Here is a 13,617-nt window from a genome sequence, read left to right on the forward strand (position 1 = left end):
CGTTCACCCTGCCAGCATCGTCGCCGCCTGGCGGTACCACATGGCCAGGTAAGGCGGCACGTACAGGCCCAGCATCAGGCCGAGTCCCAGATGTACGAACACCGGCAGCAGCGCCGGCCGGTGTTCGAGCGGCGTCGCCGTCGTCGTTTCGCCGAACACCATCCGCTGCACGCGCGCGAAGATCGCCGCGAACGCGACGGCGAGCCCGAGCAGCAGCAACGGCGCGGTCCACGGGAGCGTGTTCATGGCCGTCGTCAGGATCAGGAATTCGCTCGCGAACACGCCGAACGGCGGCAGGCCGAGAATCGCGAGCGTCCCGAGCATCATGGCCCAGCCGACCGTCGGGCTGACCTGCAGCAGCCCGCGAATGCCGTCGATCGCCTGCGTGCCGGCCTTCTGCGCGGCATGGCCGACCGCGAAGAAGATCGCCGACTTGACGAGGGAATGGACCGTCATGTGCAGCAGCCCGGCGAACGTCGCGATCGGGCCGCCGAGCCCGAATGCGAACGTCATCAAGCCCATGTGCTCGATCGACGAGTACGAGAACAGGCGCTTCACGTCCTTCTGCCGGAACAGCGAGAACGACGCGATCAGGACCGACACGAGCCCGAACCCGACCAGCAGCCGCCCCGGCAGGCCATTGCCGAGCGCGCCGTCGGCCAGCACCTTGCAGCGCAGCACCGCATACAGCGCGACGTTCAGCAGCAGGCCGGACAGCACCGCCGAAATCGGCGTCGGACCTTCGGCGTGCGCGTCCGGCAGCCAGCTGTGCATCGGCACGAGGCCGACCTTGGTCCCGTAGCCGACCAGCAGAAACACGAAGGCGATCGACACGATCGTCGGGTCGAGCTGCGTCTTGACGGCGGCCAGGCTCGTCCACAGCAGCGCGTCGCCGTCGGTCAGCTGCCGGCTCGCGGCGAGGTACAGCAGGATCGTGCCGAACAGCGCCTGGGCGATGCCCACGCCGCACAGGATGAAGTACTTCCATGCGGCTTCGAGGCTCGCGGCGGTTCGGTAGACGCTGACGAGCAACACGGTGGCGAGCGTGGCGGCTTCCATGGCGACCCACAACACGCCGACGTTGTCGGTCAGCAGCGCGAGCAGCATTGCGAACATGAAGAGCTGATACATGCTGTGATAGAGCCGCATCCGCGCGGCCGTCATCCGGCCGCGGGCTTCCTCGATCTGCATGTAGGGCCGGGAAAACAGCGACGTCGTCCAGCCGACGAACGCCGTGAGCGCAACGAGATAGACATTGAGCGGATCGACGAAGAACGCGCGTCCGAATGCGAACGACGGGCCGTGCTCGACGGTGCGCGCGGCCAGCACCAGCGTCGCCGCGAACGTCAGGAAGCTGAAGCCGACGTTCAGGTGGCGCGCGACCCGGCTCGGCCGCACGCAGGCGAGGCACGCGGCGCCCGCGAGCGGCAGCCCGAGCACGGCGAGCACGACGTGGGCGTCATTCATCTTTGAGTTTCTCGAGGTGATGGATGTCCAGGCTGTCGAACTGCTCGCGAATCTGGAACATGAAGACGCCCAGAATCAGGATGCCGATCAGCACGTCGAGCCCGATGCCGAGCTCGACGATCATCGGCATGCCGTTGGTCGCGGCCGCCGCCGCGAAGAACAGCCCGTTTTCCATCGACAGGAAGCCGATCACCTGTGGAATGGCCTTGGCGCGCGTGATCATCGCCATGAACGACAGCAGCACGCACGCGAGCGCAATGCCGAGCGTGCCGCGCGCGACCGAGGTCGCGAGCTGGCTGATCGGCGCGGCGACGTTGAACGCGACGATCACGAGGACGATGCCGATCAGCAGCGTGGTCGGGATGTTGATGAGCGGTTCGACGTCGGTCTTGACGTCGAGCCTGCGCACGAGCCGATACAGGAACCACGGGATCACGCCGACCTTCAGCACGAGCGTCAGTCCGGCGGACACATACAGGTGCACGTCGGCCGTGACGAAGCCGAGGATCAGGTTCGCCGACACGAGCGCGACGCCCTGCAGCGTATAGAGATGGATCAGGGACAGGATCCGGCGCTGGCTCAGCATCGCGAACGACAGCATCAGCAGCACGGCCGCGAGGAAATTGATCAGTTGTGTCGCGTAGGCGTGCATTCATGCCCCCAGCAGCAGGTGGACGAGCATGCCGATCACGGCCAGCAGGAAGGCCGTGGCCAGGAATTCCGGTACCCGGAAGATGCGCATCTTCGCGTTGGCCGTTTCGACCACGGCGAGCGCGACACCGCCTGCCGTCAGCTTGATGAAGAGCACCGGCACCGCCAGCAGCAGCGCGACCGGATCGCCCGCATTCGCGATGCCCCAGGGCACGAACAATGCGAGACCGATGCACGAATACGCGAACAGCTTGAGGCTTGCCGCCCATTCCATCAACGCAAGGTGCCGCCCCGAATATTCGAGGATCAGCGCCTCGTGGATCATCGTGAGCTCGAGGTGGGTGGTCGGATTGTCGACCGGCAGCCGCGCATTTTCGGCCAGCGCGACCAGCGTGAACGCGATGCCGGCGAACGCCAGGCTCGGATAGATCGTGAGCTCGCCGCGGCCGAGCGTCGCGACGATGCTCGTCAGCAGCGTCGACTGCGTGATCAGCGAGGCCGACAGGAGCACCATCAGCAATGCCGGCTCCGCGAGGAAGCCGATCAGCATTTCGCGGCGCGCGCCGAGCGTGCCGAACGCCGTGCCGACGTCCATCGCCGCGAGCGACAGCGCGACGCGCGCGAGCGCGAACAGGCCGACGAGCGCGATCGCATCGGCGGCGGGCGACAGCGGCAACTCGGTCGACAGGGTCGGCACGATCGCGCACGCGAGCGTCATGGCGGCCCAGACGACATAGGGCGCGCCGCGGAACACGGGGCTTGCGCCGTGCGCGATGACCGATTCCTTGTTGAACAGCTTGTGGAGCATCCGGTACGGCTGCCAGATGGACGGCGCGCGCCGGTTCTGAAGCCAGGCGCGGCATTGGTTGACCCACCCCGTGAGCAATGGCGCGGCCGCGATCGCTATCACGATTTCGAGAGTCTGCGAGATGACGCCGGACAGGGTTACCATCGTCTCACCAACATCAGCAGCACGATCAGCACGACGAAACTGTAGGTCAGGTAAACCGCGATCTTGCCCGTCTGCAGGCGGCCCGCCCAGTCGGCGATGCGTTGCGTGAGCGCCGCGACGCGCGCGTAGAGCGCGGACCAGGTGCGATCGGTCACCGACACCCGGTAGGCCGGCTGGGTGTCGAACGGCGACGGCAATTGCCGCTCGATGTGCAGCAGCGGCGCGAAGATTTCGCGGATCGGCTGCCCGAATCCTTCCGCCGTATCCTGCATGCGCGCGGTCGTGAACGGGAAGCCGCAGCCCCACGGGGCCGCGCGGCGCAGCCGGCCGTGATAGAAACGCCGCACCAGCACCCACGCGAGCCCGCAGCAGGCGATGAAGAACAGCATGAACGCCGCCGGCATGTAGCTCGCGCGAGCGGCCGACACCGGTGCGAACAGCAGCCAGCCATGATTGTCCGCGCCGACGCCGGCGCCGACCAGCGTGTGCGTGACGCGATCCAGCAGCTTGACGAACTGGGCGGGCATCAGCCCGAGCAGCACGCTGGCGGCCGCGAACCAGCAGAACGCGAGCCGTTCCCACGTGTTCGCGTCGCGGGCGCGGTTCAGCTTCGCTTCTCTCGGTTGCCCGAGGAACACGATGCCGAAGAACTTGACCATCGTGTAGCCGGCCAGCGCGGCCGACATCGCGATCAACGCGGCGGCGATCGGCACCGTCATGGCGAGTACCGAATCCGGCAACCGCGGCGCGAACAGAAAGCCCTGCAGCAGCAGCCACTCGGCCACGAAACCGCTTAGCGGCGGCAGGCCCGCGCTCGCCGCGACGCCCGCGAGCACGGCCCACGCGGTCCACGGCATGAAGCGGATCAGTCCGCCGAGCCGGCCGAGGTTGCGCTCGCCGGTGGCGTGGAGCACGGCGCCCGTGCCCAGGAACAGCAGGCTCTTGAACGCCGCATGCGCAACGATCTGGTACAGCATCGCGGTCAGCGCGAGCGCGGACAGACTCGTCATCCCGTACGCGCGAAACAGCACCGCGAGACCGAGCGCGACGAGCATCAGGCCGACGTTGTCGATCGACGAATAGGCGAGCAGGCGCTTCATGTCGACCTGGATGGTGCTGAACACCACGCCGAGCAGCGCGGTGCCGAGCCCCAGCATGAGCAGCAGCACACCCCACCACGCAATCTGCACGTGCAACAGGTCGAACAGCACGCGCAGCAGGCCGTACAGGCCGACTTTCAGCACGAATCCGCTGAGGAGCGCAGAGACCGGCGACGGCGCCGCGGGGTGCGCTTCCGGCAGCCACACATGCAGCGGGAAGATCCCCGCCTTTGCACCGAACCCGATGAGCGCGAACAGGAAGGCGAACGACGCGGGCAACGCATCCAGCGACTGCGCGCGCAGGTTGGCGAAGGTGTAGTCGCCGGTGCGCGCCTGCAGAATGCCGAAGCAGAGCAGCAGCGCCAGCGCGCCGACGTGCGAGATCAGGAAATACAGGTAACCGGCCCGGCGGATCTCGCCGATCCGGTGGTTGGTCATGACGAGAAACGTCGCGGACAGCGTCAGCGTCTCCCAGGCGACCATGAATACATAGGCGTCGTCCGCGATCAACACCAGCGCGATGCTTGCGACGCAGACGTGGTATTCGAAGCAGATCAGCCCGGGCGCGGATCCTTCACCCTTGCGGAAATAGCCGGCTGAAAAGGCGCCGATCCCGGTGCTGACGAGGCCGAGCACGAACAGGAAATAGCCGGACAGGCGATCGAGACGCAGATGAAAGGGCAGGCCGGGAAGCCCGATCGGCAGCACCGCGGCAGACGGTTCGGCAAGGATGCCGGCGAGGCCCGTCGCGCCGACGAGCAGTCCGACCAGCGCACCGAGCGGAAAGAGGCCGTGGGCAACCAGTCGCGTGCGGCGCAGCGCCCCGAGCCCCAGCGTGCCGACCGCGAGCCACGCGGCCACGGCCAGCAGGACGAAATGGACGACCGGCACGGGTGCCATCCGGAATGTCTCCAGTACGCTCGGGTTGGACGAGGTGATGGAACGGCCGCTTCTTCCGCGACCTGTTCCTGCCCGCATTATGACACCGAAAGACGAATCAGGATAACAAGGTATGATAATGCCGTTATCATGAAAGTCTCATGGCACCCTGGATGGAACGGGCGACCGTGGCGGTGTGCCGCGGCGCGCCGGGTTCCGCTCGGGGCGTCGTTGTCTCCCGATCCGGGCGAATGAGGGAAGATCCTATGCCAGCGCAGTACTTCCGAAGCCTGACGGGAAAACACCGCAGCGCGGCCGCGAACCGCCAGCTCGGGTTTTCGCTTGCCTTCGTCGCCGGCGCAACCAATGCCGGCGGTTTCCTCGCGGTCAAGCAATACACGTCGCACATGAGCGGGATCGTGTCGGCGATCGCGGATCAGACCGCGCTCGGCGACATCCGGCTCGTGCTGGCCGGGGTGGGTTCGCTCGCGTCGTTTCTGGTGGGTGCCGGCTGCTCGGCCGTGCTCGTCAACTGGGGGCGGCGCCGCGGCCTGCAGAGTCAGTATGTGCTGCCGCTGCTGGTCGAAGCGGCGCTGCTGCTACTGTTCGGGCTCCTCGGCAGCCATCTCGCGCTGTGGGAAGCGTTCTTCATGCCGGTCACGGTGATCCTGCTGTGCTTCATCATGGGGCTGCAAAACGCGATGATCACCAAGCTGTCGGGGGCGGAAATCCGCACGACGCACATGACGGGCATCGTGACGGACCTCGGCATCGAACTCGGCAAGCTCTTTTACTGGAATCGTTCAAGTGCCGACGTGCACGCGCAGACGGTGATCGCGAACCGCGCGAAGCTCAGGATTCACGCGACGATGCTGGCGTCGTTCTTCGTCGGGGGGCTGGCCGGCGCAATCGGCTTCAAGCATGTCGGCTACGTGTCGACCGTGCCGCTGGCCGCGGCACTCGTCACGCTGGCGATCGTGCCCGTCGTCGACGACGTGCTCGACTATCTCTATCGGCTTGACCGCCGGTCGTGAGCCTGCACAAGGTGAAACGAAACCCGACTGCGTGTTGCCGGCGGCGGATCCTGCCAGAGGCGCTGTCGCCGAGCCCGGGCCATACGCGCGTGCCGAATGCTCTGCGGCGTGGTACGCAAGGGCCGATGCATTATAATGAAATTAGCATATCGCCGACTCTGCCCTGCAATGGAAACGAAAACCGCACGCTTGACCATCCTGATCGATCCCGCCAAGAAAGAGGCGTTCGACATGCTCTGCGCGGAGCAGGACCTGACGCCGTCGCAAGTCGTGCGGCAGTTGATTCGCGAGTATCTCGAACAACACGGCGTGAGCTACAAGACGAAAAGCGCGCTCGGCAAACGGGTGAAGCGAAGCGCGGACTGAGTTCGCGAGCCGCCTGGACGTCGATTTCCCGGTGCGCATGCCGTGCGCATGCCAGGGGCGGTATGGGCATCCTTTCGTGTCACGTACTTCGTGCCGTCCGCACGGGCCATCTTGAACCGGGCATCGTCTGCAGGAGTCCTGAATACATCGCGTAGCGCGATCGCGTCCGGATTGGTTTCGATCGCATCGATGATCACGCCGCGCAGATCCCGATAACCGCGCTCCATGCCCGATCGATCCCGGTAGATATGTTGTCGGTGGGGAGCGCGTGCAGCGCACTGCGACGACAAGCGGGTTCGCCGTAGGTAAGCGCGCGGCGTCACGCTTCCCGGCGAAAGCACGCCGCGAGCACGACGCTGCCCGCGGCGGTCTTGCCGTCGATCTCGGGATCGCCGCAGACGATCCGGATGCTTTTTACCTCGGCGCCCATTCTCAGCGTGATCGATGGACCCCTCACGCACAGATCCTTGATCCGCGCGACCACGCCGCCGTCCGACAGCATTGCCGTTCGCGTCCTTGACGACTCGCTTGGCCGATTCGTCAGCGGATTCGATGCCGGCGCCCGCCGACCATTCATGACCTCTGTCCGCGCACAGATGCAGTGTGCCGTTCGGGCAGGTGTTTTCCATTGCGCATTGCGGGCAGGCGGGGGCACCGTTCGCGGCTTCCATCGGACGGATTCGAGCCGGTCGGCGGCAAAAGCGGGCGGATGCCTGCTTCGCCGGAACGGGCGCCGTGCCGTCGGCTCGCAGGCGGGCCGACCACGGGGCGGGCGCACACAACATTATAATGAAATACACATTCGATGAATGCTGTCTTATAATTCAGCCTTGCCGCCGATCGCCGGAATTGAGGGCGGATTCGCGGAGGTAGCCGACATGTTCGATCTGGATGGGATGCTGCTGTTGCCCGATCGACGGCCCATATCCCTGCCGGAGGTCGCGGGGAGCCGGGGGCTTGTCGTGGTGGGCGTCGGGCGCGGCGGCGAGCGCGGCTTCCAGATGGTCCACCGCTTCCATGATGTGGGCGAGCGGCTCGCGGCCGCCGGTATTCATCTGGCGTTCGTCTATCCGCGGGAATCGGCTCGGCATGTGATGGATCCCATCTCGGTGGCCAGTGCGCGGTTCCGGCACCACCCGCGCCTGCTGCTCGATGCGGATGGCTGCTGTTTCGCGCAGGGCGTGCCGCCTCGATTGCTCCGTGCCGTGTATCTGAGCGGCGCAATGCAGCGTCTCGCCGGTTTCGAAATCGACGTGCGCAACGCGGCATGGGAAACCGAGTTCCAGGCGTTCCTGATGGCCTGCCGGATCGGCCCGTCCCACTGAATACCAGCTCCATCTCACGCCACACGCGAGGAACATGGCAACCGTCGTCTATTTCGAAGCAGGTCCCGCCTGGAGCCGGAACGGTGCGACCGCCGTGCGCGATGCGCTCGTGGTCACGGCGCGCCGTTTCGACAGCGACATCCTGCTGATCGCCAATGGGCGGCGCGGGAATGCCAAGGACGGCATGGCCATGTCATCGCTGCAGGTGCGTCGCGGCGCATCCGCGCAAGTGCTTGCAAGCGGTCCGGACGAAGAGGCGGCGCTTCGTGCGCTCCTGCCCTTGCTTCAAGAGGGCTGACCCGCGTGCCGCCTGTCGATTTTCCGTTCCTGGGCCTGCGCGCGGCTTCCCCGGCCGAGATCGCCGACAAGCCGATCGTCGTGGAAAACGAGCACCTCGTCTCGCTGTGCTTCGACGGCCGTGGCATGCAAAGCACGATGCTGCGGGAGGCTCCGAACGCGCTCGCACTCGGCTACACGCGCACGATGATGGGGTTCCTGCTGTTTCAGCCGGAACCCGCGCATGTGGGCCTGATCGGGCTCGGCGGCGGTTCGCTCGTGAAGTATTGCTATCGGAACCTGCCGAACACCCGTCTCACGGCAATCGAAATCAATCCGGAAGTGATCGCGCTTCGCGACCGGTTCCACGTTCCAGCCGATGACGCACGACTGACGATCATCTGCGCGGACGCGGCGCGGCACCTGTCGACGACCGCGCACACATTCGATGCGCTGTTGCAGGATGGTTTCAATGCGGATGGCGCGCCGTCCGAGCTCTGCAGCGCAGCCTTCTACGATACCTGTCGCGCGCGACTGAACGACGACGGCGTGCTCGTCGTCAATCTGCTCGGCGACGATCCGCGACTCGGTGATTGTCTCGCGAGGCTGCGTGAGACGTTCGGCCCTTCCGTCGCAATCGCCCCGGCGGAAGACGGTGCGGGCAACGTGATCGCCTTCGCCTGGAAGAGCGACGCACCGCTGCCGTCGCTCGAGGCACTCATCGAACGTGCGGATCGGCACTGCGGCCACCACGGCATCGACCTCGTCGATGCCGCCGTACGCATCGAGGTCGGCGCCCGTTACGACTGGACGCGCCTGAGTGCGTGCCTTGCCGATTGAGTCCGATACATGCGGCACCCTTGATCATGATCAAACACCTGGAGACGCCATGAGCGATAACCAAGCTTCGACCGTTCCGACCATCTCGGCATCCGCGATCTGGGCGCTGGAGCGCCTTGCTGATATTCGTTACGGTCGCGATACACCCGCACTTGGCTGGTCCATTACCCGCGAGCTCATCGGCGCAGGATTCGTGCGCTATCCGACGAACGGCCGCGGAAGCGTCTCGATCACGGCAGCCGGACAGACGTTCCTGAAGAACCGGAAATAGTTCTGGTCGGCGTCGCTCGCGAATCGCACGGTCGCGTCGATCCGGACATCCATGCCGGGTCGTTCATGTCATGGGCGGTTGCGTTCGACAGGGGAAGCGTCAACGCGCCAGGGGGCGGCTGCGAATTGCGGTGGCGCGCGAAGATGAGCAAGCGTGCCGCTGCGGACATGACGAAAGGCTGAACGTGCTTTCCTACCTGCGGTTACTTTTTGCGCGACGCAAATTTCGCCGGCTTCCCGTGATTCGTTTTCAATCGACGCCGATCGATCTGGGCATCGACGGTGTGCCGCATTCGGGGTGGGAAGTCGCGATACTCGCGGCATCCGGCGGTATCGTCGGCGCGGCGACATACAGCCTGGCGCCGCGAACCGATCGGGTATATGTCCATCGACTGGAAATTCTCCCGACGATGAGGCGCCGCGGCTACGGTCTCGCCTTCCTGTCGTATCTGCATCGAACGTACCAGTTGCCCATTACTCCCATCGACGACGGGCCCGAGGCCCGGTCGTTCTGGCGCGCCGCGAGATCCTTTCAATCCGGAGCGTGGCGGGTTACGCCCGGACAATCATCCGACGAGTTCCGCGACGCGCTGCTTCAATGGCGGCATCGGCAGGCGGTCATGCTCGGCTTGCGTCCCCCGTCGGCGAAATCATCGGATTCCTAGGCGAACCTGCATGACGCCGTTCGCACAAGCGGCCTTGCTCGCCGGTCATGCGCGACATAGATTGTCTTCATCGAGGTCCGACTTTTTGGAGGGGCCATGGAACTGCTCGTGGAACGCGTTGACGTATGGGCGGCCACCATCGAGGACAAGCCGGGCGGTCTTGCACGCGTGCTGAACGCGTTGCGGGATGCCGGCGTGGATTTGCAATTCATTGTCGCCCGGCGCACCCAGGAAGCACCCGGCAAAGGGGTGGTATTCGTCGCGCCGCTGCAGGGAGATCGGGAGACCCGTGCTGCCACGCAGGCGGGATTCAGTCCTAGCTCGAGCCTGCACTCGATCCGTGTGATGGGGCTGGACCAGATGGGGATCATCGCGGAGCTGACCCAGAAACTGTCGGACGGCGGGATCAATCTCCGCGGCGTATCCGCCGCCGTGCTCGGTTCGCAGTTCATTGCTTATCTCGCGCTCGACTCGCTGGCCGACGCCGAGCAGGCGACAGACATCCTGCAAAGGCCCTGAATTGCCGCTTCAGTCGACTGCCGGGTGAGGCGGGGCGCCTTTCACGGCTGAATCTCGCGTGCGTTGCATCGGGCGTGCGGCGCGGTCTGCCCGAGCTTCGACCGGATGAGGCCGCCGCGGAATATCGACGGCCAATCGATTGCGGCATGCGCGCGGGCGACGCGCCGCAGCGGCGCTTCGTTCGCGTGATTTGCCGCGTACGTCTGCCGTGTTCCTGTGTCTTCGCGTGCCTTCGCGTTTCGTCATGCCGTGTGAGGCAAACACGGGCGAGCGGGCAGGGGATCGATTGACCCGGCGTATTTGTTCGTGTTCGAGTTTTTAATAGAAACAGATGCATTGTGATAAGAATACTTATCCTGTCTTATCCATTCAGCATCGCCGATTCCCCCGCTTGTCGCTTTCGTTCGCTGGTCACCACTGGCGGGAGTTCGCAGCCGTCCCTTCCACATTGGCTGGCTGACCGTCATCCATGGCTTCGTCGCGTTCGTCGCCCATCGCAAGCCGCGTTTGTCGGGGGGCATCGGATTTTCGGTTTCCTGTGGGCCGTACTGGATTCGAACCAGTGACCAACGGACAAAAAGTCGGCCGCTCCACCAACTGAGCCAACGGCCCGGTTCGTCCGATGTCCGCCCGCCACCACGGCACTTTTCGTGTTTGCCCTAGCGGATTTCGATCGTGCGACTCACGGTCTGTGTCGGCTCCGACTTTGGCACGGTCAACGTGAGTACACCGTTATCGAACTTTGCCAACGTGCGATCGGGGTCGGCGTAGTCCGGCATCGGGATCGTGCGGATGAAGCTTCCGTGGGCGCGCTCCAGCCGGTAACAGCCGTTTTCCTCGCTGCGTACGTCCTGCTTTTTCTCTCCGCGCAGCACGATTGCTCCGTCCTCGACGCTCACCTTCAGATCTTCGCGCGCCATTCCGGGCAGTTCGGCGGTCACGCGCAGCACCGGTCCTTCATCGACGACGTCGATACGCGGCTGGAAGCGCGATGAACTGAAGTCGCCGAACCATCGTTCGAGCGCGCCACGGCCTGCGAGCGGGTCATGAAGGAATTCCTCCACCGCACGCCACGGCTCACGTGAGAACAGTCGCGGAATGTCGGGCCACGCGGCCCGCCACTGTTCGCTTGCCGGCGGGTTTTCCGGGCCTTCCGCGTCGGACTTGCGGGCAGTTCCGCGAAGGAACTTGAAGGGGTTCCACTTTTTCGGATCGGTATTCATGGCGTCCTCCGATTCAGCTTCAATCCGTTTCGAGCGTGGCGGCCAGCCCCTCGGGCAGCATGCGTGCCCCGAGCCTCGACTGCGCCGGGCATGCCGCGATCGATCAGTTGCACCGCGTACTCGAGCGCATCGCGCTGCGTTTCGGCCGCGCTTGTCCAGCGCTCGCCGAAACGCGGCGGATGCCGGTCGACCGACACCTCATCGTTCCGTTCGATCCGGACGATGGCGATGTAGCCATCCGGTGCGGACGTGCGTGTCGCGATCGTCGCATGGGCACGGTGCGGACAAGGACCGCATGCCCTTTCCAGGACTCCTGAGCGACATCGGAAACCGGTGCCTCCCGCGCCTGGTTCGCGACGGGCGGCGGCGCTTTTCCCGCCGCCCATCTTCCCGACCCGCCGTTGCCGCAGGGTCAGCCGGTCCTGACTTCGATGCGCCGTGGGCGAGCCTCGTCGCGACGCGGGATCGTCAGCTTCAACACCCCGTCCTGGAGGCTTGCCTCGATCTTCGACGTATCGAAGTCCGGTGACAGCGTGAACGTCCTCGCGAAGTGCGGCTCCCGGACCTCGGCATGCTGCAGGCGCAGATTGGCCGGCGTCGGCACCACCGCCTCGGCCTCGATCGAGAGGCTGCTGTCGTGAACCTTGACGTCCAGCTTGTCCTTCGTCACGCCGGGCAGATCTGCCCACAGTGTGACGCCCTGATTGCTCTCGTAGATGTCGACGGCCGGGGTGAGGGTGATCCGGCGCGTGGCCTGTTCCGCGTCGCGGCGCGTGACTGCGGACGGGTCGCGTTCAGCCAGTTTGGTCATGTCGTTCATGATCGGCTCCTCGAGTTACTGGACAGTGATGGCGCGTGGCTTGGACGACTCGCGCTTGCCGATACTGATCGACAGGCAGCCATTTTCGTAGCGCGCCTGGACCTTGTCCGGATCGGCGGTGTCGGGCAGCTCGATGACGCGCCGGAAGGCGCCGACGAAGCGCTCCTGCGCGTACGTACGCGTCTCGCTTTCAGTGTCGGGTTGCGTCGATTTGCGTTCGCCGCTGAGGGTCAGCAAGCCCTTGTCGATCGACACGTCGAGTTCGGCGGCGTTGACGCCCGGGGCGAAGGCGACGATCTCGATCGACTCGTCCGTCGCGCCGATGTTGATCTGAGGAAATGCGCCGAGCCGGCTCGCGCGGATGCTGGACGGGAAGCCGCCGAAGAGTTGCGCCATCTGCTGCTGCAGGCGGTCGAACTCGCTGAAGAGATCGGTTCCGAAGTAAAGATCGCTCATGATCGTATCCTCCTGGATGGCAATCGGGAGGCGAACGGGCCTACGCGCTCCAGTTCGCCTGCCGGACTGCCGGCAAACAAATCGAAACACGCAGCGCGCGGGATGAAACGGTTCGCGCGTCTGCCTGAGCGAAACTCAAGATAGGCACTCTGCGGAAAATTTCAAGGGGCGGCGGCAGATTTTTGCACTTGAAATTCCGGTGCTGGAACCTATCATCGCAGCGGCTTGGAACTGCATGCGGAGGACGCCATGGAATTCGATACGGACTGGCTTACGCTGGGCAGGCATCGTATCCGGCTGCGCTCGACGAAGGGCTTTCCGACCGAGACGATGCGCACCGTGACCGAGGTCGTCAGGCTGGCGATCGACAACAACATGAGCGCGCGGGCGCGACTCGTCGAGATCGTCTGCCGGCAGGAAAAGACCTACGACGTGCTGGTCGGCACGACGATGGCGGAGGACAGGGCTTGTGCACCGCAACTTGAAGCCGCGGTCGCGGTCGTGCTGGGCCTGTTGCCCGAGCAGATCAACATCACGGTCACCCCGGTCACGCAAAAGGAGGTCGATCTGCACTTCGGCGTGTACGAACGGATGCTGTCGGAGAAGCTGAGTTCGACGCCGCCGATCCGCTGACCGAGCGGTTCGGCGCCCGGCCGTACGGCGGGCGCAGGTTCGCGTCTGCCGACATGCCGGCGCGGGGCGGGCACGGCGGCAACGATCGCGGAATGGGGCACCCGACCGACGCCGGACGTCGGATTGGCGATCCACCTGGAC

At 65.2% G+C, this 13,617-nt stretch carries 16 protein-coding genes, 1 tRNA gene and 1 pseudogene; 9 read left to right on the forward strand and 9 right to left on the reverse strand.

Going from position 1 to position 13,617, the window contains the following annotated elements:
* Positions 1-3: 3 nt before the first annotated feature.
* From U4Z64_RS12745 to hyfB, 4 genes are read right to left on the reverse strand one after another with little or no spacing between them, the layout of a single operon-like run.
* Positions 4-1,467, reverse strand: coding sequence for a hydrogenase 4 subunit F (locus tag U4Z64_RS12745; protein WP_044843453.1), 1,464 nt, complete (start codon positions 1,465-1,467; stop codon positions 4-6).
* Entirely contained in the window at positions 1,460-2,119 is a 660-nt protein-coding gene (locus tag U4Z64_RS12750) for a formate hydrogenlyase (RefSeq protein WP_044843454.1), read from the reverse strand. Before U4Z64_RS12750 ends, U4Z64_RS12745 begins: the two co-directional genes overlap by 8 nt.
* On the reverse strand, positions 2,120-3,070 hold the full coding sequence (locus U4Z64_RS12755) for a respiratory chain complex I subunit 1 family protein (protein ID WP_044843455.1): 951 nt from the start codon (positions 3,068-3,070) through the stop codon (positions 2,120-2,122). It abuts the gene before it with no gap.
* Entirely contained in the window at positions 3,064-5,070 is a 2,007-nt protein-coding gene (hyfB, locus tag U4Z64_RS12760; RefSeq protein ID WP_321820150.1) for a hydrogenase 4 subunit B, read from the reverse strand. Before hyfB ends, U4Z64_RS12755 begins: the two co-directional genes overlap by 7 nt.
* Before the next feature lie 245 nt (positions 5,071-5,315).
* Between hyfB and U4Z64_RS12765 the strand changes: the two genes are divergently transcribed.
* Positions 5,316-6,083, forward strand: coding sequence for a YoaK family protein (locus U4Z64_RS12765; protein WP_044843457.1), 768 nt, complete (start codon positions 5,316-5,318; stop codon positions 6,081-6,083).
* Between the two features lie 168 nt (positions 6,084-6,251).
* Positions 6,252-6,449, forward strand: coding sequence for a ribbon-helix-helix protein, CopG family (locus tag U4Z64_RS12770; RefSeq protein ID WP_044843458.1), 198 nt, complete (start codon positions 6,252-6,254; stop codon positions 6,447-6,449).
* 319 nt (positions 6,450-6,768) lie between these two features.
* Here U4Z64_RS12770 and U4Z64_RS12780 read toward each other — a convergent pair.
* Positions 6,769-7,120: pseudogene (locus tag U4Z64_RS12780) on the reverse strand (alkylphosphonate utilization protein).
* A 207-nt stretch (positions 7,121-7,327) separates the two neighbouring features.
* On the opposite strand from U4Z64_RS12780, the gene U4Z64_RS12785 reads away from it, so the two are divergent.
* The 6 genes from U4Z64_RS12785 (at position 7,328) to U4Z64_RS12810 (ending at position 10,344) form a co-directional block, all read left to right on the forward strand.
* Positions 7,328-7,774, forward strand: coding sequence for a hypothetical protein (locus U4Z64_RS12785; RefSeq protein ID WP_044843496.1), 447 nt, complete (start codon positions 7,328-7,330; stop codon positions 7,772-7,774).
* A 34-nt stretch (positions 7,775-7,808) separates the two neighbouring features.
* Positions 7,809-8,072, forward strand: a complete 264-nt coding sequence (locus U4Z64_RS12790; protein ID WP_044843459.1) for an HPr family phosphocarrier protein — start codon at positions 7,809-7,811, stop codon at positions 8,070-8,072.
* 5 nt (positions 8,073-8,077) lie between these two features.
* Positions 8,078-8,890: a fused MFS/spermidine synthase gene (locus tag U4Z64_RS12795; RefSeq protein WP_321820151.1), complete on the forward strand. Its 813-nt coding sequence runs from the start codon at positions 8,078-8,080 to the stop codon at positions 8,888-8,890.
* Between the two features lie 49 nt (positions 8,891-8,939).
* Positions 8,940-9,161: a hypothetical protein gene (locus U4Z64_RS12800; RefSeq protein WP_124485847.1), complete on the forward strand. Its 222-nt coding sequence runs from the start codon at positions 8,940-8,942 to the stop codon at positions 9,159-9,161.
* 184 nt (positions 9,162-9,345) lie between these two features.
* Positions 9,346-9,825: a hypothetical protein gene (locus U4Z64_RS12805; RefSeq protein ID WP_321820152.1), complete on the forward strand. Its 480-nt coding sequence runs from the start codon at positions 9,346-9,348 to the stop codon at positions 9,823-9,825.
* A gap of 96 nt (positions 9,826-9,921) precedes the next feature.
* The gene (locus U4Z64_RS12810; RefSeq protein WP_257772179.1) at positions 9,922-10,344 is read left to right on the forward strand and encodes an ACT domain-containing protein; all 423 of its coding nucleotides are present in this window, start codon (positions 9,922-9,924) and stop codon (positions 10,342-10,344) included.
* A 539-nt stretch (positions 10,345-10,883) separates the two neighbouring features.
* On the opposite strand, the gene U4Z64_RS12815 is transcribed toward U4Z64_RS12810, so the two are convergent.
* From U4Z64_RS12815 to U4Z64_RS12835, 4 genes are all read right to left on the reverse strand, one after another.
* Positions 10,884-10,956 (reverse strand) — tRNA-Lys (locus U4Z64_RS12815).
* Between the two features lie 47 nt (positions 10,957-11,003).
* Positions 11,004-11,567, reverse strand: a complete 564-nt coding sequence (locus U4Z64_RS12820) for an Hsp20/alpha crystallin family protein (RefSeq protein ID WP_321820153.1) — start codon at positions 11,565-11,567, stop codon at positions 11,004-11,006.
* Positions 11,568-11,979: 412 nt separating this feature from the next.
* On the reverse strand, positions 11,980-12,387 hold the full coding sequence (locus U4Z64_RS12830; RefSeq protein ID WP_044843463.1) for an Hsp20/alpha crystallin family protein: 408 nt from the start codon (positions 12,385-12,387) through the stop codon (positions 11,980-11,982).
* A 15-nt stretch (positions 12,388-12,402) separates the two neighbouring features.
* Positions 12,403-12,843 (reverse strand): Hsp20/alpha crystallin family protein, encoded by a 441-nt coding sequence (locus tag U4Z64_RS12835; RefSeq protein ID WP_321820155.1) that lies wholly within the window; start codon positions 12,841-12,843, stop codon positions 12,403-12,405.
* A gap of 249 nt (positions 12,844-13,092) precedes the next feature.
* On the opposite strand from U4Z64_RS12835, the gene U4Z64_RS12840 reads away from it, so the two are divergent.
* On the forward strand, positions 13,093-13,476 hold the full coding sequence (locus tag U4Z64_RS12840; protein WP_321809667.1) for a hypothetical protein: 384 nt from the start codon (positions 13,093-13,095) through the stop codon (positions 13,474-13,476).
* The last annotated feature ends 141 nt before the right edge of the window (positions 13,477-13,617 follow it).

Origin of the sequence: Burkholderia sp. BCC1996, assembly GCF_905339955.1 — a bacterium.
Taxonomy (GTDB): domain Bacteria; phylum Pseudomonadota; class Gammaproteobacteria; order Burkholderiales; family Burkholderiaceae; genus Burkholderia.